Genomic DNA, 24,455 nt, shown 5'->3' with positions numbered 1-24,455 from the left:
AGCGGATCGGCTCCCCGGCCGGCCCGTCAGACCTCTTCGACGCTGCTCGGCTCGCGCCGGGACAGGTCGATTCCGAGCTCTTCCGCGGCGCGGAAGACGTCCTCGTCGGTGTCGCGCATCTCGATGGACATGCCGTCCGAGGACAGCACCTCCACGTTGAGGCAGAGCGACTGCATTTCCTTGATGAGCACCTTGAAGGACTCGGGGATGCCGGGCTCGGGGATGTTCTCGCCCTTGACGATGGCCTCGTAGACCTTCACACGGCCCAGGACGTCGTCGGACTTGATGGTGAGCAGTTCCTGCAGCGCGTAGGCCGCGCCGTACGCCTCAAGGGCCCACACCTCCATCTCACCGAAACGCTGACCACCGAACTGCGCCTTACCACCCAGCGGCTGCTGGGTGATCATCGAGTACGGACCGGTGGAGCGGGCGTGCAGCTTGTCGTCCACCAGGTGGTGCAGCTTGAGGATGTACATGTAGCCGACCGAGATCGGGTCCGGGAACGGCTCGCCGGAGCGGCCGTCGAACAGCCGGGCCTTGCCGGAGGGCAGCACCAGGCGCTGGCCGTCGCGGTTCGGGATCGTGGCCTCGAAGAGACCGGCGATCTCGTCCTCGCGGGCACCGTCGAACACCGGGGTGGCGACGTTGGTGCCGGGCTCGACGCGGTCGGCGCCGATCGCCGTGAGGCGGCGCGCCCACTCGTCGCCGAGGCCGGCGACGTCCCAGCCCTGGGCGGCCAGCCAGCCGAGGTGGATCTCCAGGACCTGTCCCGGGTTCATTCGGGACGGGACACCCAGCGGGTTGAGGATGATGTCGACCGCGGTGCCGTCCTCGAGGAACGGCATGTCCTCGATCGGCAGGATCTTGGAGATGACGCCCTTGTTGCCGTGACGGCCGGCGAGCTTGTCACCGTCGGTGATCTTGCGCTTCTGCGCCACGTAGACGCGGACCAGCTGGTTCACGCCCGGCGGCAGCTCGTCGCCCTCCTCGCGGTCGAAGACGCGCACGCCGATGACCTTGCCGGTCTCGCCGTGCGGCACCTTCAGCGAGGTGTCACGGACCTCACGGGCCTTCTCACCGAAGATCGCGCGCAGCAGGCGCTCCTCCGGGGTCAGCTCGGTCTCGCCCTTCGGGGTGACCTTGCCGACCAGGATGTCGCCTGCGACGACCTCGGCGCCGATGCGGATGATGCCGCGCTCGTCGAGGTCGGCCAGGACCTCCTCGGAGACGTTCGGGATGTCCCGGGTGATCTCCTCGGGGCCGAGCTTGGTGTCACGGGCGTCGACCTCGTGCTCCTCGATGTGGATCGAGGAGAGGACGTCGTCCTGCACCAGACGCTGGCTGAGGATGATCGCGTCCTCGTAGTTGTGGCCCTCCCACGGCATGAACGCCACCAGGAGGTTCTTGCCCAGCGCCATCTCACCGCGCTCGGTGGACGGGCCGTCGGCGAGCACCTGGCCGGCGATCACGCGGGCGCCCTCGTCCACGACGACCTTCTGGTTGAAGGACGTGCCCTGGTTCGAGCGGGAGAACTTGGCGACCCGGTAGGTGTTGTAGGTGCCGTCGTCGTTGGCGACGGTGATGTAGTCCGCGGAGACCTCCTGGACCACACCGTCCTTGTCGGCCTTGATGACGTCACCGGCGTCGACCGCGCAGCGGTACTCCATGCCGGTGCCGACCAGCGGGGCCTGCGCCTTGAGCAGCGGCACCGCCTGGCGCATCATGTTCGATCCCATGAGCGCGCGGTTGGCGTCGTCGTGCTCGAGGAACGGGATCATGGCGGTCGCGACCGACACCATCTGGCGCGGCGAGACGTCCATGTAGTCCACGTCCTCGCCGGGGACGTAGTCGATCTCGCCACCACGGCGGCGCACCAGGACGCGCGACTCCGCGAAGCGGTTGTCGTCGGTCAGCGGCGCGTTCGCCTGGGCGATGACGAAGCGGTCCTCCTCGTCGGCCGTGAGGAAGTTGACCTCGTCGGTGACGACACCGTTCTCGTCGACCTTGCGGTACGGGGTCTCCACGAAGCCGAACGCGTTCACCCGGCCGTAGGAGGCCAGCGAGCCGATCAGACCGATGTTCGGGCCTTCGGGGGTCTCGATCGGGCACATGCGTCCGTAGTGGGACGGGTGCACGTCACGGACCTCGAAGCCGGCCCGCTCACGGGACAGACCACCGGGGCCCAGCGCGGACAGACGGCGCTTGTGGGTCAGGCCCGACAGCGGGTTCGTCTGGTCCATGAACTGGGACAGCTGGCTGGTGCCGAAGAACTCCTTGATGGAGGCGACGACCGGCCGGATGTTGATCAGGGTCTGCGGCGTGATCGCCTCGACGTCCTGGGTGGTCATCCGCTCGCGGACGACGCGCTCCATACGGGCCAGACCTGTGCGGACCTGGTTCTGGATGAGCTCGCCGACGTTGCGCAGACGACGGTTGCCGAAGTGGTCGATGTCGTCGACCTCGACGACCACGGACGCGCCGTTGTCACCGGTGGTCTCGGTCTCGCCCGCGTGCAGCTTGACCAGGTACTTGATCGTCGCGATGACGTCCTCGACGGTCAGCACGCCGGCGTCGAGCGGGGCGTCCGCGCCCAGCTTCTTGTTGATCTTGTAGCGGCCGACCTTGGCCAGGTCGTAGCGCTTGGGGTTGAAGTAGAGGTTCTCCAGCAGCGTCTGCGCGGCCTCACGGGTCGGCGGCTCGCCCGGACGCAGCTTGCGGTAGATGTCGAGCAGCGCGTCGTCCTGGCCCTGGGTGTGGTCCTTCTCCAGGGTGGCGCGCATCGACTCGTACTCGCCGAACTCCTCGAGGATCTGCTCGGTGGTCCAGCCGAGCGCCTTCAGGAGGACGGTGACGGACTGCTTGCGCTTGCGGTCGATGCGGACACCGACCATGTCGCGCTTGTCGATCTCCATCTCCAGCCAGGCACCACGGGAGGGGATGACCTTGGCGGAGTAGATGTCCTTGTCGGACGTCTTGTCGATCTGGCTGTCGAAGTAGACACCCGGCGAGCGCACCAGCTGGGACACCACGACACGCTCGGTGCCGTTGATGACGAAGGTGCCCTTGTTGGTCATGAGCGGGAAGTCGCCCATGAAGACCGTCTGGGACTTGATCTCGCCGGTCTCGTTGTTGGTGAACTCGGCCGTGACGAAGAGCGGGGCCGCGTACGTGAAGTCGCGCTCCTTGCACTCGTCGATCGAGTTCTTCGGAGGCTCGAAACGGTGGTCGCGGAAGGTCAGCGACATCGACCCGGAGAAGTCCTCGATCGGGGAGATCTCCTCGAAGATCTCCTCCAGACCGGACTTGGTGGGGACGTCCTGACCACTGTCCAGGGCCGCCTCGACGCGAGCCTTCCAGGCGGCGTTGCCGAGAAGCCAGTCAAAGCTCTCGGTCTGCAGCGCGAGGAGGTTCGGGACCTCGAGGGGCTCCTTGATCTTCGCGAAAGAGATGCGCAGCGGGGCGGTGCTTGCGCCGTTGTTCGAATTGGCAGTCGAGGCGTTGCGCGAGGCGGCCAAGAGGGGGTCCTTCCGAGGGCTCGGACTCACTACGCGCGTACCGGTTCCGCCCCCGGGCGCAGACAAGGATGCCCTGGTCAGGGCGGCTCCTCATGTGTGCTCAGGCTTGGGGTTGCCCCTGGTGACGGGCCAGGCGGCAGCTAACAGGCAGCGCAAAGGGTCAGTGTAGCCGCTTGGCACACTGATGTCCAGTGCAGAGTTTCGGAGACCGGCGCTGCACCAATCTCGTCCTCCGGAGGGGTCGGTAGGAGCCCCTTGTTGTGAGCCGTCATGCCCTCGTTCACGCTTGCCACGCTAGGCATTCCCGCATCGCCTTCGTTCCATGCCTCGGTCCATGGCCGATGTGACGACGCGTCCTGAGAATCGCGCGCTGCGTGCGGTTCGTCAAGGCCTCCGCCCCGCGGAGATCGTCACAGCTGAAGGAAGGCGACGGTCCCGGAACGGTGATGATCACCCTACCCGGGCCGGTCGCCGGACCGGGTGACGCACCACGCAAACGACCGAGGGCGGCCACCCGAAAGGGTGGCCGCCCCGCGGCTGATCAGCCCCCGGAAGGGGCAGAGATCACTTGACCTCGACGGACGCGCCCGCGGCCTTGAGGGACTCGGCGGCCTTGTCCGCGGCCTCCTTGTTGACCTTCTCGAGGACCGGCTTCGGGGTGCCGTCGACGAGGTCCTTGGCCTCCTTCAGGCCCAGGGAGGTCAGCTCGCGCACGACCTTGATGACCTGGATCTTCTTGTCGCCGGCGCCGGTGAGGATGACGTCGAACTCGTCCTTCTCCTCGACAGCCTCGGCGGGGGCGCCGGGGACACCGGCGGCGGCCATGGCGACCGGGGCGGCGGCGGTGACGTCGAACTTGTCCTCGAAGGCCTTCACGAACTCGGAGAGCTCGATGAGGGTCATCTCCTCGAACTGCGCGAGCAGGTCTTCCTGGCTGAGCTTCGCCATGATGGCGGTCCTTCCACTAATTCGGCAGGTGCCGGATGTACATGTCGGCGGGCGTACGGGCCCGCTAGAGCACGGGAGTGGTTACTCCGCGTCCTCGGCGGGAGCCGGCGTACCGGCACCGCCCTGCTCGGCCTTCGCACGAAGCGCTTCCACGGTGCGGACGAGCTTCGAGGGCAGGGCCTGGAAGACAGCAGCGGCCTGGCCCTGCTTGGCCTTCATGGCACCCGCCAGCTTGGCGAGCAGCACCTCGCGGGACTCGAGGTCCGCGAGCTTCTTGATCTCATCGGCGGACAGCGGCTTGCCGTCAAGCACACCGCCCTTGATGATGAGGTTCGGGTTCTCCTTGGCGAAGTCACGGAGACCCTTCGCCGACTCCACCGGGTCACCGGTGACGAAGGCGACCGCCGTCGGACCCGCGAACAGGTCGTCCAGTGCGGTGATCCCGGCCTCGTTGGCCGCGATCTTGGTCAGCGTGTTCTTCACCACGGCGTACTGGGCGTTCTCACCGAGCGAACGGCGCAGCGTCTTGAGCTGCGCCACGGTGAGACCGCGGTACTCGGTCAGCACGGCGGCGTTGGAGCTGCGGAACTTGTCCGTCAGCTCGGCAACCGAACCGGCCTTGTCGGGCCTCGCCATAGAGCCTCGGCCTCCTTCCGGGTGATTCGGACCGCACGGGAAGGGGCCGGGCAAAACAAACGCCCCGGCGCAGGCGCACGGGGCGTGACTCGACCGGATACGCGAGGAGCGAATCCAGGAGTGCATCCACTGTCACCTGCGCGGGCCGTCCGCATCAGCGGATCCTTCGGCTGCCGCGCCCTCACGGACGCGCCAGCAACCAGCGGTCTTTGGCTTCCGTTGAAGGGTACGCGAACGGATCCCTGCCCGGCAAATCCGGCGTCGGCGCCGGTCAGCCCGTGAGGCCGGTGCCCCCGGTGAGCCCGGACGCCTTCATGTCCTTCAGCATCCCGAAGAGGTCGACGGTGTCCTTCGCCGACGGGGCCTCGACCGTGGCGGCGGTGCCGTAGTCGGAGTAGCGAGCCGTCATCCGCACCGTGCCCTCGGGCATCCTCATCCCCACGACCATCTTCACCGGGTAGTGGTCCCCGTTGACCCAGATCTCGGTGTCGTACCCCTTGATGCCCGCCTTCTCGGCGTTGGCGATCACGGCCGCGCGCTGCTTCGCGGAGAGCAGGTCGGCGGCCTTGTTGGCGTCGACCATCTCCGCGAACGTCAGCGTGCCCTTGTAGTGGTCCGTCTCGGCGCCGCCGACCTTCTCCGCCCCGACGTGCTTCAGGTTGGGCGACTGGAGCAGTAGGGCGAGCTGCTCGGACGGGTCCTGGTTCAGGTTCCCCAGGCTGCCGCTCAGCTGCTTCCGAAGCGCCTCGCTGCCGCTCGCCTCGGCCGCGGCCTTGAAGTCCAGCTTCATCCAGCGCTTGCCGCCCATCTCGGCGGCCTGCATCGCCCCCAAGTCCATGTACATGACGTCGTGGACCATGATCATCCGCATCTCGGACGGGGCGTCCGGGCCGGCGGCCGCGAGGGCGGAGCCCTTCACGGTGAAGTCCATGACCGCCGGATCCCACCCCTGCACGCCGGTCACCTCCACTGTGCCGCCGCCCTCCACGCCGGGCGGCGTGCTGACCGTCATGCGGACCTTGGCGGACTTGGCCTCCGACGTCTTCCTGAAGGCTGCCTGGATGATCTCGGCGATCTTGCCCTGGGACTGAACCGCGGAGTGGGGCGCGTCGGCCTTCTTCCGCTTCTTGCCGCCCCCGTCACCGTCGTCGCAGCCCGCGAGGCCGACCACGACGGCCAAGGCCGCCAGACCGACGCCCACACGCTTCGCCGCGGACACGCTCATGAATCCCCACCCCATGCTGTTCGTCGTCTGTGACTGCGCGATGCAACCGCTTGTCACGTTAACGCACCGCGCCGACACGGTCGTACGGAAAAAACCGGCCCCGCGCCTCCGGAGAGGCGCGGGGCCGGTTTCACAGCTGCACGGGCCGAGGGGCCCGCCCCGGTCAGACGGCGGCCGGGTCCTCCTCGACGAGGAGGTTGCGGGTGCGGTTGGGGTCGACCGGGATGCCGGGGCCCATCGTGGTGCTGATGGCGGCCTTCTTGATGTAGCGACCCTTGGCGGCGGACGGCTTCAGACGGAGGATCTCGTCCAGGGCGGCGCCGTAGTTCTCGACCAGCTGCTGCTCACCGAACGAGGTCTTGCCGATGATGAAGTGCAGGTTCGAGTGCTTGTCGACGCGGAACTCGATCTTGCCGCCCTTGATGTCGGTGACGGCCTTGGCCACGTCGGGGGTGACGGTGCCGGTCTTCGGGTTCGGCATCAGACCACGGGGGCCGAGGACGCGGCCGAGGCGGCCGACCTTGCCCATGAGGTCCGGGGTGGCGACGACGGCGTCGAAGTCCAGACGGCCCTTCGCCACCTCGTCGATCAGCTCGTCGGCGCCGACGATGTCGGCCCCCGCGGCACGCGCGGCCTCGGCACGGTCACCGGTCGCGAAGACCAGGACCCGGGCGGTCTTACCGGTGCCGTGCGGAAGGTTCACGGTGCCACGGACCATCTGGTCGGCCTTGCGCGGGTCGACGCCCAGACGGAAGGCCACCTCGACGGTGCCGTCGAACTTGCTGGTGGAGGTGTCCTTGGCGAGACGGACGGCCTCGAGGGGCGCGTACAGACGCTCCCGGTCGATCTTGGCGTCCGCAGCGCGGAGAGACTTGCTGCGCTTGCTCACTACTGCTCCTGTGTGTCTTGAGGAGTCGTGGTGCGGGCCGAGCAGGCCCTGCCACGGAACTGCTGGTGGAGTGGTCAGCCCTCGACCGTGATGCCCATGGAACGCGCGGTGCCGGCGATGATCTTCTCGGCGGCGTCCAGGTCGTTCGCGTTGAGGTCGGGCAGCTTGGTCGTGGCGATCTCGCGGACCTGGTCACGCGTAAGCTTCGCGACCTTGGTCTTGTGCGGCTCGCCGGAGCCCTTCTCCACACCCGCGGCCTTGAGGATCATGCGGGAGGCCGGCGGGGTCTTGGTGATGAAGGTGAAGGAACGGTCCTCGTAGACCGTGATCTCCACCGGGATCACCCAGCCACGCTGCGACTCGGTGGCCGCGTTGTAGGCCTTGCAGAACTCCATGATGTTGACGCCGTGCTGACCCAGCGCCGGGCCCACCGGCGGGGCCGGGTTGGCCGCACCAGCGTTGATCTGGAGCTTGATAAGCCCCGTGACCTTCTTCTTCTTGGGAGGCATGTGCTCTCTCCGGGTCCTAGTGAGAGTTTTCCTGCCTGCGAGCAGGCATACCGCACCACGATAGCGGGTATCGTGCCGAGCCCCGAAACCGAGCAGGTCAGAGAAGGCCCGGCAGCACACCGGGACACTCCCGGGGACCGCCCGGGCGGCCTGCCGGCGCCCCGGCCGCAGCCACCGGCCCCTGGCCCCGGCCCCGCCGTTCGGCATCCCTCCAGGGCCGCCCAGGCCCTCGGCGCCCGCCCCTGGGACGTACACACGAAAGAGGTGTACCTAGCCTCGGACCTGGGCCAGCATGCGGGCTGTGGGCACTGACCCGGGCAAAATGCGTGATCAGTTGTTGTTGTCTGTCAACGCTGGTTCGTCTCAAGCGGCCCGTGGACGGCCCCAAGCTCCGTGCTCAAGTTCCATTGGAAGGAATCCCGCCAGGCAACCTCGCCCGCCGCCCAGCCCACCACGGCTGCAATGACCTTGTCCGCTGAGACTGTCCGTGTCTGATAGTGCTCGCTGGGACTGCGATCACGATATTCGAGCTGGTATGTGCCGTCAGGCCGGAGCCAGACTTGGGCGTAGCAGTCCGCCTCTGCGGCGCACTGCAACACGAGGTGCCCGTCACGGGGAAGGTTCAGCACCGCTGCTTCAAGTCTGGCGCCGCGTGGGCGGTTCTCCTCGGGGCGGTGGTCAGGGTGCACGACGGCGTCCGAGTCTGCGAGATCTTCCCGGACGGGCTCGCTCGCCGGCAGTCCGCAGGCATCGATCAGTTCGAAGAAGAGGTCTTCCACGAACGGGTCCGCTCTCTTGACCAGGACCATGCGCAGTGCGTCACGGTTCGCCGTGAACCCTGCCTCGGCGGCCCAGTCTGCGATCTGCTCCGTATTCTCGGGCACGTCTGCGAGCAGCCATCGGATGCTTCTGTCCCTGTCGGTCTCTCCCGGTGGCGCGTCATCCTCCGAGGGCGGCGGCCCCGACACCTCGTAGTCGGCGGCCATCACCGGGTCAAGGAAAGCCGACCAAGTCACCCCGGAGGGAGTGAGACCGCGGACGTAGCAGACATCGCTGTCCATGATGCTTGCGATCATGACCGGCGAGCCGGTCGCTGTGACCAGCCGTCGCAGCCATCGGTCGTCGTCGTTCTCCGGCAGATGGTCATTCACTTGCAGCGTCTGCCAGCCCCCGGGGCGGCGCGGCGAGCACTCATGGAAGTAATCAGCACGCTCGTCGATGCACCACTCCGGGTCGTCGAACACAGGCAGGTCCCGCAACGAAGAATCGCTGCGCGCCAGAACAAAATCGCCAGAGTAACCCATGCTTCCTCCCCAGAGACTGCCGCGATGCTAGCGACAGGGACGGACAGCGGCTGGGGTGCCCACGCGGACGGTGTGGAGAGGCTTTGGGCTGGAACTAGCCACGGGGCGAGAGATCGGGGCCCGTGAGCTTGCGGCGACTCGGGCGGTCTGCGGACCTGCCCGACGCGGCAGCACGGGTCGCGGTGGAGAGCCCCCTCCGGCTCCATGCCGTCCCCCACCTGGGCAACCGGCCACTGGCATCGTTGCCGCCATCGCACATCCGCGCGTGGGCTCGGCTACTGGAGGACACGGGCGCTGATGGCTCGTACCGGCGCGTGATCTCCGGCAACGTCTCTGCCGTACCGTCGGCGGCTGCGGACGGTACGGCCACCTGGCACGCAACCCTTGCCGTGCTGGCTCGGTTCGTCCGCCCGAACCGGCCGATCTTCGGCCTGGCGGTCGACGCCGTCTTCCGCAAGGCCCGGAGACGTTCGACGGCCCGGTGACGGCCCTCAGCACGCGAAAGAGCCCCTGCCCAACGGGAAACCGCTGGGCAGGGGCCCTTTCGGATGATCGTTTGACTAGTTCTTCTGGATCTGGTCGAAGCTGAGCTCGACCGGGGTCTCGCGGCCGAAGATCTCCACGAGGCCCTTGACCTTCTTCGAGTCCGGGTTGATCTCGTTGATCGTGGCCTGCAGCGTCGCGAAGGGGCCGTCGGTGACCGTGACCGAGTCGCCGACCTCGAAGTCCAGCACCTGGACCTCGACCTTGCGCTTCGGCACGGCGCCGCCCTCGCCGCCCTCGGCAGCGGCGGCGGCCTGCTCCTCGACCTCCGGGGCCAGCATCTTGGTGACCTCGTCCAGCGTCAGCGGGTACGGGTCGTAGGCGTTGCCGACGAAGCCGGTGACGCCGGGGGTGTTGCGGACGACGCCCCAGGACTCGTTCGTCAGGTCCATGCGGACCAGCACATAGCCGGGCAGCTTGTTCTGACGGACGGTACGGCGGTCGCCGTTCTTGATCTGGACGACCTCTTCCTGGGGCACCTCGGCCTGGTAGATGTAGTCCTCGACGTTGAGCGAGACGGCGCGCTGCTCCAGGTTGGACTTCACGCGGTTCTCGTAGCCGGCGTACGTGTGGATGACGTACCACTCGCCAGGGAGGGCGCGCAGCTCGTCGCGGAACGCGGCGACCGGGTCCACCGGGGCCTGCTCCTCCGCGGCCTCTTCCTCCTCCGCGGCCTCTTCCTCTTCCGTGGCCTCGTCCTCGTCGACGACCTGGACGGCAGCCTGCTCGGCGGGCTCGCCGGCGGCCTCGTCTGCAGCCTCCGCCTGGTCGATGTCGCCGTCGGCTGCCTCGACGATGTCGAGCGCGGTGTCGTCGCCCTCGACGGTCTCGTCGGCGTCGTACAGGTTCGGGTCAGACACGGTCGCTGCTTCTTCCTTCACGATGTGGAACAGGCGGTCGGGCGCCACGGGCACCCTCCGCGGGAGGAATCACCCGAAGACGTACGAGACGCCCTTGTTGAATCCCCAGTCAATCACGGTAACGAGCGCGATGATGACCACAACGAAGACAATCACCACGCTGGTGTAGGTGATGAGCTCGCTGCGCGTGGGCCAGACGACCTTGCGGAGTTCCGCGACGATCTGGCGGTAGAAGAGCGCGAGGCGCGCGAGGGGCCCCTTCTTGCCGCGCTTGCCGCCACGGCGGGGCTTCTTGGAGCCGGAGTCGGTGGAGTCACTGTCGGGACGACCACTCTCAGGCGTCGCGGTGGAGCCCAGGGCTTCCGTCACTCGTCCTCACCTGAATCCGGGTCGTTTGCCGAACAATCCTCAAAGCGTCTGCCTGCTTGTAGCAGGGCCGGAGGGACTCGAACCCCCAACCGCTGGTTTTGGAGACCAGTGCTCTACCAATTGAGCTACGACCCTTTGAATGCCCCCCAACGTACCGCATCCGGGCGGCTGCACGATGTGCGCAGCCAAGATCAGCTCGCGGGGGCCATCGACGGATGAGTGTACGTGTTCGCGGGCCGGGCGTCGAATGCCTACCGTGTCCGGGCGCGGTTCGGCGCGGTTGCGCGCGGTTGCGACCGGAACGTGAACTTGTGTGCTCCGCTGCCGCCGGGTCTGCGACGATGCAGACATGACCGCTGCAACTGAACGACGCGTGTCGGCCCGCATCGGGTCGATCTCCGAGTCCGCGACGCTGGCCGTGGACGCGAAGGCCAAGGCCCTCAAGGCCGCCGGGCGACCGGTCATCGGCTTCGGAGCCGGCGAGCCCGACTTCCCGACGCCGGACTACATCGTCGAGGCGGCCGTGGAGGCGTGCCGCAATCCGAAGTACCACCGCTACACCCCGGCCGGCGGCCTGCCGGAGCTGAAGGCCGCGATCGCCGCCAAGACACTGCGCGACTCCGGGTACGAGGTCGACGCCTCCCAGATCCTGGTCACCAACGGCGGCAAGCAGGCCATCTACGAGGCCTTCGCCGCGATCCTCGACCCGGGTGACGAGGTCATCGTCCCGGCGCCGTACTGGACGACCTACCCCGAGTCGATCCGGCTGGCGGGCGGCGTCCCGGTGGAGGTGGTCGCCGACGAGACCACCGGCTACCGGGTCTCCGTCGAGCAGCTGGAGGCGGCCCGCACGGAGAAGACCAAGGTCGTGCTCTTCGTGTCGCCGTCCAACCCGACCGGCGCCGTATACACCGAGGCCGAGACCGAGGCGATCGGCCGCTGGGCCGTCGAGCACGGCCTGTGGGTGCTGACCGACGAGATCTACGAGCACCTGGTCTACGGGGGCGCCGCCGCGGTCTCGCTGCCGGCGCTCTTCCCCGAGCTGCGCGACAAGTGCGTGGTCGTCAACGGCGTGGCGAAGACCTACGCCATGACCGGCTGGCGCGTGGGGTGGATCATCGGCCCCAAGGACGTCGTCAAGGCCGCCACCAATCTGCAGTCGCACGCCACCTCGAACGTGAGCAACGTCGCCCAGGTCGCCGCCCTGGCCGCCGTCTCCGGCGACCTGGTGGCCGTGGCCGAGATGCGGAAGGCCTTCGACCGCCGCCGCCAGACCATCGTGCGGATGCTCAACGAGATCCCCGGTGTCGTCTGTCCCGAGCCGGAGGGCGCGTTCTACGCGTACCCATCGGTCAAGGCGCTGCTCGGCAAGGAGATCCGGGGCAAGCGGCCGCTGAGCTCCGTGGAGCTCGCGGAGCTGATCCTGGAGGAGGCCGAGGTCGCCGTGGTCCCGGGCGAGGCCTTCGGCACCCCCGGCTACCTGCGCCTTTCGTACGCGCTCGGCGACGAGGACCTCGTCGAGGGCGTCTCCCGGCTGCAGAAGCTGCTGGGCGAGGCCAAGGCCTGAGTCCTGCGGCCCGCGGGCTCCCTGACCAGCAGGTCAGGGAGCCCGCGTGTGTGTGCGGGCAAGCGCTCGTTCGGGGAAAGGGAACGAAAGCGGTACCGGCACCCCCCGCCGGTGCGGCAGGATCTGTGGATGGCACGCGATGTATCCCTCCTCCCCAAGGCGCACCTCCACCTGCACTTCACCGGCTCGATGCGGCCCGCGACCCTGCTGGAGCTCGCCGACAAGTACGGAGTGCACCTCCCCGAGGCGCTGACCTCGGGCGAGCCGCCCAGGCTGCGCGCGACCGACGAGCGCGGCTGGTTCCGCTTCCAGCGCCTGTACGACATCGCGCGTTCCGTGCTCCGCTCCCCCGAGGACATCCGGCGTCTGGTGCGCGAGGCCGCCGAGGAGGACGCCCGCGACGGGTCTGGGTGGCTGGAGATACAGGTCGACCCGACCTCGTACGCGCCGCGCCTGGGCGGGCTGATCCCGGCGATGGAGATCATCCTGGACGCGGTGGAGACCGCCTCCCGGGACACGGGCGTGGGCATGGCCGTCCTCGTCGCCGCCAACCGCACCAAGCACCCGCTGGACGCCCGTACGCTGGCCCGTCTCGCGGTGCGCTACACCGACCGCGGGGTGGTCGGCTTCGGGCTCTCCAACGACGAGCGCCGGGGCCTGGCCAGGGACTTCGACCGGGCCTTCGCCATCGCCCGGGAGGGTGGGCTGCTGGCGGCGCCGCACGGCGGCGAGCTGGCGGGCGCGGGCAGCGTCCGCGACTGCCTGGACGACCTGCACGCCGTCCGGGTCGGGCACGGCGTGCGGGCCGCCGAGGACCCGCGGCTGATGGCCCGCCTCGCCGAGCGCGGCACGACCTGCGAGGTTTGCCCGTCGTCGAACGTCGCCCTCGGCGTCTACGACCGGCCCGAGCAGGTGCCGCTGCGCACCCTGTTCGACGCCGGGGTGCCGATGGCGCTGGGCGCCGACGACCCGCTGCTGTTCGGCTCGCGGCTCGCCGCGCAGTACGAACTGGCCCGGGACGCGCACGACTTCACCGACGAGGAGCTGGCCGAACTGGCCCGCCAGTCGGTGCGCGGCTCCGCGGCGCCGGAGGGCGTGCGCACCAAGCTCCTGGCGGGCATCGACGACTGGCTCAGCGGCTGAGCCCGGCCGGTACGGTGCGGGCGACGGTGGCGGCGAAGTCGTCCAGCGGCTGGTCGTCAGGCCCGTGGGGGGTGGGTACGGGGCGGCGCCTGCCCAGAAGTGCACGCCGTCGTCACCTGACCCGGGTGCGCCCGTTCAGCGCCGACGGCGCTAGAGGCTCACGCCGACCGTCACCGGCTCGTTGACGAGGGTGATCCCGAAGGCCGCGTGGACGCCCTCGACGACCTCGCGGGCCAGCGCGAGCAGGTCGGCGGTGGTGGCGCCGCCCCGGTTGGTGAGGGCGAGGGTGTGCTTGGTGGAGATCCGCGCGGGGCCGGTGCCGTAGCCCCTGGTGAAGCCCGCCTTGTCGATCAGCCAGGCGGCGGAGGTCTTGATGCGGCCGTCGCCCGCGGGGTAGGCGGGGGGCGCGCTGTCCGGGCCGAGCCGGTCGTGGACACGGGCCAGGAAGTCCGCGTAACCGGCTTCGGTGAGGACCGGGTTGGTGAAGAAGGAGCCCGCCGACCAGGTGTCGTGGTCCTCCGGGTCCAGCACCATGCCCTTGCCCGAGCGCAGCTTCAGCACCGTCTCGCGGGCGGTGGCCAGGGGCACCCGGTCACCGGTGCCCACGCCGAGGGCGCGGGCCACCTCGGCGTACTTCAGCGGGCCGGACATCCCGTCGGCATCCTCCAAGGCGAAGCGCACCCGCAGCACGACGTAGCGCGCGGGGTCCGCCTTGAATCGGCTGTGCCGGTAGGAGAAGGCGCACGCGGCGTTGTCCAGGACGACCGTCTCGCCGCCGGCCCGGTCGTACGCGATCACCTCGGTGATCGTGCTGGCGACCTCCTGGCCGTACGCGCCCACGTTCTGGATGGGCGTGGCCCCGGCGGAGCCCGGGATGCCGGCCAGGCACTCGACGCCCGCCAGGCCCGCCTCCACGGTACGGGCGACGGCGTCCGTCCAGACCTCGCCCGCCGCGAGCTCCAGCTCGGTGCCGTTCAGCTCGAAGCCGCCGGTGGCGATGCGCAGCGCGGTGCCCGCGAAGCCCTCGTCGCCGATCACCAGGTTGCTGCCGCCGCCGATGACCAGTAGCGGCGTCCCCGACGCGTCCGCCTCCCGTACGGCCTCGACGACCTCGGCGTCCGTGGTCGCCGTCACCAGGCGGGTGGCGGGGCCGCCGAGGCGGAAGGTGGTGAGGGGCGCGAGCGGGGCGTCGTTGAGTACGTGCACGGCATTCAGGGTACGGGGCGGGCGGCCCCGCCATGGATGCCGCGCGCCCCGTACGGATCAGAGCGCCTCGAGGACCGTCGCGTTGGCCAGTCCGCCCGCCTCGCACATGGTCTGCAGCGCGTAGCGCGCGCCCCGGGCCCGCATGGCGTGGACGAGGGTGGTCATCAGCCGGGTGCCGCTGGCGCCGAGCGGGTGGCCCAGCGCGATGGCGCCGCCGTTGACGTTCACCTTGGCCGGGTCGGCGCCGGTCTCCTGGAGCCAGGCGAGGACGACGCTGGCGAAGGCCTCGTTGACCTCGAACAGGTCGATGTCCGCCAGGTCCAGCCCGGCGCGGCGCAGCACGCGCTCGGTGGCCGGGATGACGCCCGTCAGCATCAGCAGGGGGTCGGAGCCGGTGACCGCGAAGCTGTGCAGCCGGGCGAGCGGACGCAGGCCCAGCCGCTCGGCGGTCTCGCTGCTGGTGATCAGCACAGCGGAGGCGCCGTCGTTGACCGGGCTGCTGTTGCCGGCCGTGACCGACCAGTCGATCTGCGGGAAGCGCTCGGCGTAGCCGGGGTCGGCGAAGGCGGGGCGCAGCCCGGCGAGGATCTGCGAGGTGGTCGTGGGACGGACGGACTCGTCCGTGCCGAGCCCGGCGAGCGGCGCCACCTCGGTGTCGAAGGCCCCGTCCGCCCACGCGGCGGCGGCCTTGCGGTGCGACTGCGCGGCGAAGTCGTCCATTGCCTCGCGGCTCAGCGACCACTTGGCGGCGATCAGCTCCGCGCTGATGCCCTGCGGCACGAGTCCGCCGGGGAAGCGCGCGGCGATTCCGGGGCCGAACGGGTCCGCGCCGGGCGTCACGTTGGACCACATGGGCACCCGGCTCATCGACTCCACGCCGCAGGCCACGACGACGTCGTAGGCGCCGGCGATGACGCCCTGCGCGGCGAAGTGCACGGCCTGCTGGGAGGAACCGCACTGCCGGTCGACCGTGGTGGCCGGGACGGAGTCCGGGAAGCCCGCCGAGAGCCAGGCCCAGCGGGTGGTGTTCATGGCCTGCTCGCCGACCTGGTCGACGGTGCCGCCGATGACGTCGTCGACGAGCGCCGGGTCGATCCCGCTGCGGCCGACGAGCTCCTTGAGGGTGTGGGCGAGCAGCTCCACCGGGTGCGTCCCGGCGAGCGCCCCGCCCGGCTTGCCCTTGCCGATGGGGGTGCGGACGGCTTCGACGATGACGGCGTCGCGCATGACGTTCTCGCCTCCTGCGAATGCGGTGCGGAGTTAGTTTGATTTTCCAACTCTATGCCGACGCCGAGCGTAGGACGCGTGGGTTTGGAATCACAACCCGCCGTGTGAGACTGGGGCGGTGAGCCAGACCACACCCGCGCCCCCGCTGCCGGGGCGCCCCTGCTCGGCGGCCGCGTCGCTGTACGTCGTCGGCGAGAAGTGGGCGCTGCTCGCGGTCCGCGAGATCCTCTACGGCAACCGGCGCTTCGACGCCATCGCCCGCAACACGGGCGCCCCGCGCGACCGCCTCACCGCGCGGCTGCGCGCCCTGGAGGAGGCCGGCATCGTCGAGCGGCGCGCCTACAGCGACCGGCCGCCGCGGTACGAGTACCACCTGACGGAGGCGGGGCGTGATCTCGCGCCGGTCATCAGGGCGCTGGTGGCGTGGGGCGACAAGTGGGCGGTGGAAGAACCGCCGGTCGTCCTGCGGCACCGGGACGACCATCCGGTGGACGCGGTCGAGTACTGCCGTACGTGCGGCGAGGAGGTCCACGACCGCGACCTGACGCTCGACATCCGGAGTGAGGGGTGGACGCCCGCGGGGCGTACGGGGTCCGGCTGACCGCGCCCCTCGGGACCCTGTACCGGGTGGCCGGGGCGACGGCTGCCCGCCGGGTGGGTGCCCCGGCCCGGCGCGCGTCACCACCGGTTCGGTGGTGACGCGCGCCGGATGAGGCGTCAGGATGCCGTGTCGACCAGGGGCTTGGGCGGGACGGGGAGCGTCTCGGGGGCCTTCGCGGCACGGCGGCCCGGGACGAGCAGTGCCGCCAGCGCGCCGGCCGCGACGGCGGCCGCGCCCACCCACAGGGCCGGGGTCAGGCCGTCGACGAACCTCGTCGCGGACTCGTAGCCGCCCTGGGCGGAGAAGACCGCCGCGAGGGTCGCCACGCCGAGGGCCCCGCCGACCTCGCGAAGGGCGTTGTTGGCGCCCGAGGCGATGCCCTGCTCCTCCGGCCGCACGCTGCCCATGACGATGTTGGCGCTCGGGGCGAAGTACATCGCCATACCGACACCACTCACGACCAGCGCCGGCACCTGCGCCGCGTACGACACGCCCGGCTCGAGGATCAGGGCGAACCAGCCGAGGCCCACCGCCTGCAGCGCGAGTCCGGCGGCGACGACCGGCCGGCCGCCGACGCGGTCGGACAGGAAGCCCGCGATGGGCGCGACGATCATCGGCATGCCGGTCCAGGGCAGCATGCGCAGCCCCGCCTCCGTCGGGGAGTAGCCGGCGACGCCCTGGAGGAACTGGCTGAGCAGGAAGATCGAGCCGAACATGCCGAGGAACATCAGCAGGCTGGCCGCGTTGACGGCGGCGAAGGCCCGGCTGCGGAAGAGCCGCATGGGCAGGATCGGGTTGCCGGCGCGGATGCCGTGCCGGACGAAGGCGGCCAGCAGCACACCGCCGCCGATGAGGCCGCCGAGGACCGGGCCACTGGTCCAGCCGTCGGCGTTGCCGCGGACGAGGGCGTAGACGATGCCGAACAGACCCGCGCTGGCGAGCACCGTGCCGGTCACGTCGAGCCGGGGGTCGGGGCCGTGGCTCTCGGCCAACCGCAGCCGGGCGAGCGGCAGGAGGAGCACACCGATCGGAACATTGAGCCAGAAGATCCACTGCCAGGAGATGTGCTCGGTGAGCGAGCCGCCGATGAGCGGCCCGGCCGCGACCGCCAGGCCGTTGACGGCGCCCCAGATGCCGAACACCATGCCGCGCCGCTCGGGCGGGACGGTCGCGGAGAGCAGGGTGAGGGTGAGCGGCATGAGGATCGCGGCACCGACGCCCTGGACGGCGCGGGCGGCGATGAGCTCGCCCATGCCGGGGGCGAGCGCCGCGGCGGCGGAGGCCGCGGAGAAGACGACGAGCCCCACGAGGAACATGCGCCGGCGGCCGAAGCGGTCGCCCAGGGCGGCGCCGAACATCAGCAGGACGGCGAAGGTGAGCGTGTAGGCGCTCACCGTCCACTCCAGATCCTCCAGGGCGCCGCCCAGGTCCGCGCGGATGGAGGGCAGCGCCGTGGTGACGACCAGATTGTCGAGCGCCGCCATGAACCCGGCGACGCTGGTGATGACGAGGGCCCAGACGACGCTGCCGCGCCTGGCCTCCGCCGGTTGCTGTGCCATGAACTCCCCCAGCCGATTAGTAATTGATCAATAACTTTCATGGACACGCCTGGACCCGGGGAACGCCGACGCGACCCGTCAGCCCTTCCCGGGGAAGCGGTCGGCGTAAAGGTCCTCGATCCCCGCCCAGCCGCGCTCGTGTTGTGGGACACCGAGCGCCACCAGCACGTTCACGAGCATCCCCGTGCCGAAGAACTCCGCCGTGTCGCGGTCGCCCACCCCTGTGCGCGCCCTGACGTAGTCCCACAGGCCCAGCCAGCCGCGCCGGCAGGCCTCCCGGATCTCCTCGTCGTCGACGGCGGCCACGTACATCTGCAGCTGCATCCGCAGGACGTCGCCGCCCCCGATGAGCTCCTGGTAGGAGCCGCACATCGCCTCGAACGCCTCCTCCCCCTCCAGCCCCTCGGCCGCCCTCTCGAAATGCGCCTCGATCGTCTCGACGCACCGCGCCGCGGCGGCCAGGAACAGCGCCTTCTTGTTCGGGAAGAGCCGGAAGAGATACGGCTGCGACACGCCCATGCGCTTGGCGATGACCCCGGTGGAGGTGCCGTTGTAGCCACCCGTGCCGAACTCCGTCATCGCCGCGCGGATCGCCGCCTCGCGGCGCTCCTCCGCGCTCATCCGCATGCCGTCGCCTGCCATGGCGAGTAAGTTATCAGTCAATAACAAGCGTGGGCAAGAGGAAGGCGACGGGACGTCCCCGCCGCCCTCTCCCCACCGCTACGCCAGCCGGACCACCGCGCGCGACATGCCCAGCACCTTCTGCCCGGCGCTGACGGCCGTCACATCCACCCGGACGGTGCGCTCGTCGTCGTCCAGCTTGGCCGCGACCTTGGCGCTGACCTCGATCAGCGCGCCCGCCTCGTCGTTCGGCACCACGACCGGCTTGGTGAAGCGGACCCCGTACTCCACGACCGCGCCCGGGTCGCCCGCCCAGTCCGTCACCACGCGGATCGCCGAGGCCATGGTGAACATGCCGTGCGCGATGACGTCCGGCAGACCGACCTGCCTGGCGAACTTCTCGTTCCAGTGGATCGGGTTGAAGTCACCGGAGGCGCCCGCGTACTGCACGAGTGTGGCGCGGTTCACGGGGAAGGACCGCGCCGGCAGTTCGGTGCCGACCTCGACCTCGTCGTAGGAGATCTTCGCCGTCATCGGTCACTCACCCTCCGGCGCGCGCGCCACCAGTTTCATCAGCGCCGTCACCACGTGCTCGCCGCTCTCGTCGTGGACCTCGCCGCGGACGTCGATGACGTCGTTGCCCGCGAGCGACTTGATGGCCTCGATGGTGACCGTCACCGACAGGCGGTCACCGGCCCGCACGGGGCGGGTGTAGCCGAACTTCTGGTCGCCGTGCACCACCCGGCCGTAGTCCAGTCCCAGCTCCGGGTCGAGGACGACCTGCCCCGAGGCCTTGTACGTGATCAGGAACGGGAAGGTCGGCGGCGCGATCACGTCCGGGTGGCCCAGGGCCTTGGCCGCGTCGGGGTCGGTGTAGACCGGGTTCGGGTCACCGACCGCCTCGGCGAACTCGCGGATCTTCTCCCGGCTCACCTCGTAGGGAGCGGTGGGCGGATATGTCCGCCCCACGAAGGACTGGTCCAGCGCCATCGGCACCTCCTGGAGCTGTGGTTTGCGCGTCGGCGGGTCCGCCAACGCCAAGAGGCCGCCCCCGGTGTCAGGGGCGGCCTCTTCGGTCTGGGGCCTGTGTCAGCGCGTCTCGCGGTGCGCGGTGTGCGCGTTGCAGCGCGGGCAGTGCTTCTTCATCTCAAGACGGTCCGGGTCGTTGCGCCGGTTCTTCTTGGTGATGTAGTTCCGCTCCTTGCACTCCACGCAGGCCAGCGTGATCTTCGGGCGGACGTCGGTGGCGGCCACGTGAGTGCTCCTTGACGAACGGCAATAAGGTTTGAACACGGAAAGAGTAGCCGATTGAGGGACCGATCCCACAATCGGCTACGCGGGGTAGCGGCGACCGGACTTGAACCGGTGACACAGCGATTATGAGCCGCTTGCTCTACCGACTGAGCTACGCCGCTTCGATGAACAGATCACCCGCCAGGTGGCGGGTCATCCGATCACCAGAGCCCCAATACGGAATCGAACCGTAGACCTTCTCCTTACCATGGAGACGCTCTGCCGACTGAGCTATTGGGGCGAGCGAGGAAGACATTACACGCTCCGCCGCCGAAGGTGAAATCCGTATCTTGCGGGCAGTCGCCGGACCACCACCCACCCCCGCCGCCCCAGCCGCTCGGTCCCATACGTCACTTGACGTCACCAGTACGACTAATCGCTCTTCCCGGACGGACCGGGCACCGCGCCCTAGGCTCGGAACCGCGTGATCTTGCCTCCGGCCCCGAGGAGCGCGATGACCGACAGCCAGCCGCAGCAGCCCACCGACCCACCGCTCGGCGAAGCCACCCCAGCCCCCGCCCTCCTGCTCTGCGGTGCCCGTCTCGCCGACGGCCGCACCGTCGACGTGCGCCTGGCCGGGGCCCGCATCGAGGCCGTCGGCACCGCCGGCAGCCTCCACGAGGGCACCCGTGTCGACCTCGGCGGGTACCTCCTGCTGCCCGCCCCCGCGGAACCGCACGCCCACCTCGACACCGCCCTGACCGCCGGCTCCGGCGGCCCGCCCTCGTACGACGACGAGGACGTGCAGCGCCGGGTCACCGAGGGCGCACTCCACCAGCTCGGCCACGGCGCGACCGCGGTCCGCACCCACATCCGCATCGGCGACGTACAGGGCCTGCGCGCCCTGGAGGCGGCGCTGCAGGCCCGGCGCGCCCTGCGCGGTCTGGTCGACGTGCAGACCGTGGCCGTCCCCCGGGTGCTCACCGGCCCCGCGGGCACGGACGGCCTCGCCGTGCTCCGCGACGCCCTCAAGATGGGCGCCGACGTGGTGGGCGGCTGCCCCGACCTCGACCCGGACCCGGGCGGATACGCGGAGGCCGTGCTCGCCGTGGCCGCCGAGTTCGGCCTCCCGGTCGACCTGCACACCGACGCCGCCGACCCGGCCCGGCTCTCCCGGCTCGCCGCGATGGCGGGGGGACTGCGGCCCGGCGTCACCCTCGGCCCCTGCGGCGGCCTGGCCCGGCTCCCGGACGACACCACCGTCCGCCTCGCCGGGCAGCTCGCCGCCGCCGGGGTCTCGCTGACCGCCCTCCCGCAGGGCGGCTGCGGCGCCCTGGAGTCGGTGCGCCGGGGCGGCACCGCCCCGGTGCGGACCCTGCGGGCGGCCGGTGTCCGGATCTCCGCGGGCAGCGGCGCGCTGCGCGACCTGACCAACCCCGTCGGCCGCGGCGACCCCCTGGAGGCGGCCTTCCTGCTCGCCTCGCACGGCGAGTGCGCCCCCGGGGATGCCTACGAGGCGGTGAGCCGGGACGCAAGGGCCGTCATGGGGCTGCCCGAGGTACGGGTGGAGGCGGGCTTCCCCGCCGAACTGCTCGCGGTGCGGGCCGACCGGCTGGAGAGCGCGCTGTCGCTGGCGTACAGCCGGATCGTCATCCACCGCGGCCGGGTCGTCTCCCGGACCAGCGCGGTCCGCGAGTACACCGACACCCTGGCCCTCGACCTGCCGCGTCAGTCGAGGAGTCGCCGTGACCCGGCATGAGCGGCACGCCGGGCGTAGCGTCGGTGGCATGCGCACTGTGATCGCTGGTGGACATGGACAGATCGCGCTGCGGCTGGAGCGGCTGCTCGCCGCGCGCGAGGACGAGGTGGCAGGCATCATCCGCAGGCCGGAACAGGCCGACGACCTGCGTGAGGCCGGCGCCGAACCGATCGTTCTGGACCTGGAGTCGGCGTCGCTGGACGAGGTGGCCCAAGTGCTGGCTGGCGCCGACGCGGTCGTCTTCGCGGCGGGCGCGGGGCCGGGCAGCGGCGTCGCCCGCAAGGAGACCGTCGACCGGGATGCCGCCGTGCTGCTGGCCGACGCGGCCGAGCGCGCGGGCGTACGCCGTTACCTGATGGTCTCCGCCATGGGGGCCGACGCCGAACCGCGGCCCGGCACCGACGAGGTCTTCGCCGCCTATCTGCGCGCCAAGGGCGCCGCCGACACCGAAGTGCGCCGCCGTGCCGACCTGGAGTGGACGATCGTGCGCCCCGGCCGGCTCACCGACGACCCGGGCACGGGGCGGGTCCGGCTCGCCGCCTCGACAGGACGCGGTTCGGTGACGCGCGACGACGTCGCGGCGGTCCTGGCGGAGCTGCTGGACACGCCCTCGACGGCGGGGCTCACCCTGGAACTGATCGAGGGTCACACCCCGGTGTCGGTCGCGGTGAAGGACGTCGCCGGCAACTGAACCGCGCTCCCGGGCAAGGGCGAACGCCGTCAGCAGCGGTGGCGGCCGGGCTTGTCCCTCCAGGCCTGGCAGGCCTTGGCGCCAGCTTCCGCGTGCATCTGCCGGATCTCGCTGCACCGTTGGTCGAGGGGCCTGGTGAAGCCGCGTACTGGTGGGCGTCGTCGAAGCCGATCTCCCGGGTGGCCGTGATGTCACAGCAGTCCGGTTCCCAGCCGGGCCCGCACGCGGCGCGTCCGGCTCGCGGGAATCGGCCTGGTGGTGTTCTGCCGGGCGGTGCTCATCACCGTTCTCGGTCTCCCACCACCCACCACCCACCACAGAACACTGGCCCCCGAATTCCGCGGGTGCGGGATGCGGGCACGGGCGGACGGGTAGTGGGGGAACGGCCGAGATGCGATCAGTCCGGCTCTGGGCTGCACTTGACCGTATCGGGACGGGCCAGCGCCATCCCCCTGACGTCACGGAGAGACCATGCCGATGAAGCCCCCGGCACCCCCGTTCACCCGGGAGACAGCGATCGAGAAGGTCCGCCTCGCGGAGGACGCCTGGAACAGCCGCGACCCCGAGAAGGTGTCCCTCGCCTACACGCCGGACAGCCGGTGGCGCAACCGCGGCGAGTTCGTCAACGGGCGGGAGGAGATCGTCGCGCTGCTCACCCGGAAGTGGACGAGGGAACTGGAGTACCGGCTCATCAAGGAGCTCTGGGCCTTCGACGGCAACCGCATCGCGGTGCGCTTCGCCTACGAGTGCCACGACGACTCCGGCAACTGGTACCGCTCCTATGGCAACGAGAACTGGGAGTTCGACGACGAGGGCCTGATGCGCGTACGGCTGGCCAGCATCAACGACGTCCCGATCGCCGAATCGGAGCGCAAGTACCACTGGCCGCTGGGACGGCGGCCCGACGATCACCCGGGTCTGTCCGACCTCGGGTTCTGAACGGCCCGCGCCTGCCGGCGCAGCTCCACCCGCGCCGCGGGCGAGCGGCCCGGGCCGGTGTGCCAGTACGGGTGCCAGAACAGCCGGCAGGAGAGCCACAGCAGGCGTCGTCGCAGGATCGCCGCGTGGGCGGGCTCCGCGGCGAGTTGCGCATAGGTGCGGTGCCATTCGCGCTGCGCCTGCACCAGATCGGGCGGGAACACGGTGTTGGCCATGCACGGAATTCAATCACGTGTTCGATTTTCTGCGCACGCCTCACGCGTCACTCGTAGGGGTGAGCTTGCGGCAGCGCCAGGGGCGTAGGACGTTCTACGACCCCGGGCCCCCCGGGGTCGTGGCAGTGTGCCGCCGGCATGAGGGCCGGCCCAGCTAGAGGTTCAGGACGATGATGGCCCCCAGGCCGCCCAGGCCCAGCGCGACTGCGGCATCGGCCCAGCCGCCCCTGCCCCAGCGGAAGTACCGGTCCAGCGCGAGGCGCCCGGGGCCGATGGCGGCGACACCGAGGGCGGCGACGGTGATCACCAGGTTGTACTCGATGCCGCCCTGCTCGTCCCACAGCCCGCGGGCACCGGTCACCGTGACCATGGCATTGATCATCACGCCGATCAGCGCCGCCGCGGCGAGCGGGGTGAACAGCCCCAGCGCCAGGCCCACGCCGCCCAGGAACTCCGAGGCCCCGCCGATGGCGGCGTACACCTTCCCCGGCGAGTAGCCCAGCGCCTCGAAGCCCTTGCCGGTGCCGGTGAGCCCCTGGCCGCCGAACCACCCGAAGAGCTTCTGGAGCCCGTGCCCCGCCATCAGGACACCGATGGTGAGCCGGATCAGCAGCAGACCGCAATCACCGGCGGTCACCGGCGGCCGCGCCGATACGGCTTCCTCGGTCTGCGGCGGAGGGCGCAATCGCTCAGCTATGTAGTTCATGGGGAACCCTCTTCTGCCCCCGTGCCCCCGACGTACGGCGCCGGCCGACCCCAGGGGACCGGTGGAGCGTGTTGGTGCAGTGACCGCGGATCACACAGGCATCCCTCCTCCCACTCGAGGAGGTACGCGACAGCCGCGTGCCGCGTTCAACCACTTTCCCCTCTTTCGTACACCTCATCCGTAAATGACG

24 protein-coding genes and 3 tRNA genes are annotated in these 24,455 nt (G+C 70.2%); 6 read left to right on the top strand and 21 right to left on the bottom strand.

The window, feature by feature from the left end:
• Positions 1 to 26 precede the first annotated feature (26 nt).
• From rpoB to ACRWNP_RS11140, 10 genes are all read right to left on the bottom strand, one after another.
• Positions 27 to 3,515, bottom strand: a complete 3,489-nt coding sequence (gene rpoB / locus ACRWNP_RS11185; protein ID WP_431960936.1) for a DNA-directed RNA polymerase subunit beta — start codon at positions 3,513 to 3,515, stop codon at positions 27 to 29.
• Positions 3,516 to 4,079: 564 nt separating this feature from the next.
• Positions 4,080 to 4,463: a 50S ribosomal protein L7/L12 gene (gene rplL, locus ACRWNP_RS11180; protein ID WP_431960935.1), complete on the bottom strand. Its 384-nt coding sequence runs from the start codon at positions 4,461 to 4,463 to the stop codon at positions 4,080 to 4,082.
• Between the two features lie 81 nt (positions 4,464 to 4,544).
• A complete protein-coding gene (rplJ, locus tag ACRWNP_RS11175) occupies positions 4,545 to 5,099 on the bottom strand; it encodes a 50S ribosomal protein L10 (protein ID WP_089226434.1) in 555 nt (184 codons plus the stop codon).
• A gap of 271 nt (positions 5,100 to 5,370) precedes the next feature.
• On the bottom strand, positions 5,371 to 6,324 hold the full coding sequence (locus ACRWNP_RS11170) for a hypothetical protein (RefSeq protein ID WP_431960934.1): 954 nt from the start codon (positions 6,322 to 6,324) through the stop codon (positions 5,371 to 5,373).
• A 163-nt stretch (positions 6,325 to 6,487) separates the two neighbouring features.
• A complete protein-coding gene (gene rplA / locus ACRWNP_RS11165) occupies positions 6,488 to 7,213 on the bottom strand; it encodes a 50S ribosomal protein L1 (RefSeq protein WP_431960933.1) in 726 nt (241 codons plus the stop codon).
• Positions 7,214 to 7,287: 74 nt separating this feature from the next.
• Positions 7,288 to 7,722, bottom strand: coding sequence for a 50S ribosomal protein L11 (gene rplK / locus ACRWNP_RS11160; protein ID WP_319135229.1), 435 nt, complete (start codon positions 7,720 to 7,722; stop codon positions 7,288 to 7,290).
• A gap of 347 nt (positions 7,723 to 8,069) precedes the next feature.
• Positions 8,070 to 8,966 carry a hypothetical protein gene (locus tag ACRWNP_RS11155; RefSeq protein ID WP_431960932.1) on the bottom strand — a complete coding sequence of 299 codons (897 nt, stop codon included), beginning with the start codon at positions 8,964 to 8,966 and terminating at the stop codon, positions 8,070 to 8,072.
• 620 nt (positions 8,967 to 9,586) lie between these two features.
• Positions 9,587 to 10,429 (bottom strand): transcription termination/antitermination protein NusG, encoded by an 843-nt coding sequence (gene nusG, locus ACRWNP_RS11150; protein WP_431960931.1) that lies wholly within the window; start codon positions 10,427 to 10,429, stop codon positions 9,587 to 9,589.
• A gap of 69 nt (positions 10,430 to 10,498) precedes the next feature.
• Positions 10,499 to 10,798 (bottom strand): preprotein translocase subunit SecE, encoded by a 300-nt coding sequence (secE, locus tag ACRWNP_RS11145; RefSeq protein WP_431960930.1) that lies wholly within the window; start codon positions 10,796 to 10,798, stop codon positions 10,499 to 10,501.
• A 62-nt stretch (positions 10,799 to 10,860) separates the two neighbouring features.
• Positions 10,861 to 10,933: transfer RNA gene (locus tag ACRWNP_RS11140), tRNA-Trp, on the bottom strand.
• Positions 10,934 to 11,147: 214 nt separating this feature from the next.
• Between ACRWNP_RS11140 and ACRWNP_RS11135 the strand changes: the two genes are divergently transcribed.
• Positions 11,148 to 12,365: a pyridoxal phosphate-dependent aminotransferase gene (locus ACRWNP_RS11135; protein ID WP_431960929.1), complete on the top strand. Its 1,218-nt coding sequence runs from the start codon at positions 11,148 to 11,150 to the stop codon at positions 12,363 to 12,365.
• Positions 12,366 to 12,494: 129 nt separating this feature from the next.
• Positions 12,495 to 13,508: an adenosine deaminase gene (locus tag ACRWNP_RS11130; protein ID WP_431960927.1), complete on the top strand. Its 1,014-nt coding sequence runs from the start codon at positions 12,495 to 12,497 to the stop codon at positions 13,506 to 13,508.
• 150 nt (positions 13,509 to 13,658) lie between these two features.
• Here ACRWNP_RS11130 and ACRWNP_RS11125 read toward each other — a convergent pair whose 3' ends face one another.
• Together ACRWNP_RS11125 and ACRWNP_RS11120 are read right to left on the bottom strand one after the other, a co-directional pair.
• A complete protein-coding gene (locus tag ACRWNP_RS11125; protein WP_431960926.1) occupies positions 13,659 to 14,714 on the bottom strand; it encodes a UDP-N-acetylmuramate dehydrogenase in 1,056 nt (351 codons plus the stop codon).
• Positions 14,715 to 14,771: 57 nt separating this feature from the next.
• Positions 14,772 to 15,941 (bottom strand): thiolase family protein, encoded by a 1,170-nt coding sequence (locus ACRWNP_RS11120; RefSeq protein WP_431960925.1) that lies wholly within the window; start codon positions 15,939 to 15,941, stop codon positions 14,772 to 14,774.
• Positions 15,942 to 16,059: 118 nt separating this feature from the next.
• Between ACRWNP_RS11120 and ACRWNP_RS11115 the strand changes: the two genes are divergently transcribed.
• Positions 16,060 to 16,542 carry a winged helix-turn-helix transcriptional regulator gene (locus ACRWNP_RS11115; RefSeq protein WP_431960924.1) on the top strand — a complete coding sequence of 161 codons (483 nt, stop codon included), beginning with the start codon at positions 16,060 to 16,062 and terminating at the stop codon, positions 16,540 to 16,542.
• Positions 16,543 to 16,658: 116 nt separating this feature from the next.
• Here ACRWNP_RS11115 and ACRWNP_RS11110 read toward each other — a convergent pair whose 3' ends face one another.
• From ACRWNP_RS11110 to ACRWNP_RS11080, 7 genes are all read right to left on the bottom strand, one after another.
• Positions 16,659 to 18,101, bottom strand: a complete 1,443-nt coding sequence (locus ACRWNP_RS11110) for an MFS transporter (RefSeq protein ID WP_431960923.1) — start codon at positions 18,099 to 18,101, stop codon at positions 16,659 to 16,661.
• Positions 18,102 to 18,179: 78 nt separating this feature from the next.
• Positions 18,180 to 18,743, bottom strand: coding sequence for a TetR/AcrR family transcriptional regulator (locus tag ACRWNP_RS11105; protein WP_431960922.1), 564 nt, complete (start codon positions 18,741 to 18,743; stop codon positions 18,180 to 18,182).
• A gap of 78 nt (positions 18,744 to 18,821) precedes the next feature.
• Positions 18,822 to 19,256: a MaoC family dehydratase gene (locus tag ACRWNP_RS11100; RefSeq protein ID WP_431960921.1), complete on the bottom strand. Its 435-nt coding sequence runs from the start codon at positions 19,254 to 19,256 to the stop codon at positions 18,822 to 18,824.
• A gap of 3 nt (positions 19,257 to 19,259) precedes the next feature.
• Positions 19,260 to 19,712: an FAS1-like dehydratase domain-containing protein gene (locus ACRWNP_RS11095; protein WP_431960919.1), complete on the bottom strand. Its 453-nt coding sequence runs from the start codon at positions 19,710 to 19,712 to the stop codon at positions 19,260 to 19,262.
• A 99-nt stretch (positions 19,713 to 19,811) separates the two neighbouring features.
• A complete protein-coding gene (gene rpmG / locus ACRWNP_RS11090; RefSeq protein WP_004571794.1) occupies positions 19,812 to 19,976 on the bottom strand; it encodes a 50S ribosomal protein L33 in 165 nt (54 codons plus the stop codon).
• A gap of 88 nt (positions 19,977 to 20,064) precedes the next feature.
• Positions 20,065 to 20,137: transfer RNA gene (locus ACRWNP_RS11085), tRNA-Met, on the bottom strand.
• Positions 20,138 to 20,183: 46 nt separating this feature from the next.
• Positions 20,184 to 20,256 (bottom strand) — tRNA-Thr (locus ACRWNP_RS11080).
• Positions 20,257 to 20,469: 213 nt separating this feature from the next.
• Here ACRWNP_RS11080 and ACRWNP_RS11075 point away from each other — a divergent pair.
• The 3 genes from ACRWNP_RS11075 to ACRWNP_RS11065 all read left to right on the top strand — a co-directional run bounded on the left by ACRWNP_RS11075 (position 20,470) and on the right by ACRWNP_RS11065 (position 23,344).
• Positions 20,470 to 21,714: an amidohydrolase family protein gene (locus ACRWNP_RS11075; protein WP_431960918.1), complete on the top strand. Its 1,245-nt coding sequence runs from the start codon at positions 20,470 to 20,472 to the stop codon at positions 21,712 to 21,714.
• Positions 21,715 to 21,742: 28 nt separating this feature from the next.
• Positions 21,743 to 22,405: an SDR family oxidoreductase gene (locus ACRWNP_RS11070; RefSeq protein WP_431960916.1), complete on the top strand. Its 663-nt coding sequence runs from the start codon at positions 21,743 to 21,745 to the stop codon at positions 22,403 to 22,405.
• 471 nt (positions 22,406 to 22,876) lie between these two features.
• Positions 22,877 to 23,344 (top strand): DUF1348 family protein, encoded by a 468-nt coding sequence (locus ACRWNP_RS11065; RefSeq protein ID WP_431960915.1) that lies wholly within the window; start codon positions 22,877 to 22,879, stop codon positions 23,342 to 23,344.
• On the opposite strand, the gene ACRWNP_RS11060 is transcribed toward ACRWNP_RS11065, so the two are convergent.
• The gene (locus ACRWNP_RS11060) at positions 23,314 to 23,559 is read right to left on the bottom strand and encodes a hypothetical protein (protein ID WP_431960914.1); all 246 of its coding nucleotides are present in this window, start codon (positions 23,557 to 23,559) and stop codon (positions 23,314 to 23,316) included. The genes ACRWNP_RS11065 and ACRWNP_RS11060 overlap by 31 nt on opposite strands.
• 154 nt (positions 23,560 to 23,713) lie before the next feature.
• Positions 23,714 to 24,265 carry a DoxX family protein gene (locus ACRWNP_RS11055; protein ID WP_431960913.1) on the bottom strand — a complete coding sequence of 184 codons (552 nt, stop codon included), beginning with the start codon at positions 24,263 to 24,265 and terminating at the stop codon, positions 23,714 to 23,716.
• Between the last annotated feature and the right edge of the window lie 190 nt (positions 24,266 to 24,455).

It is taken from the genome of Actinacidiphila sp. bgisy160 (assembly GCF_965342435.1).
Lineage (GTDB): Bacteria > Actinomycetota > Actinomycetes > Streptomycetales > Streptomycetaceae > Actinacidiphila.
This window is presented reverse-complemented; position numbering and strand designations above follow the sequence as displayed.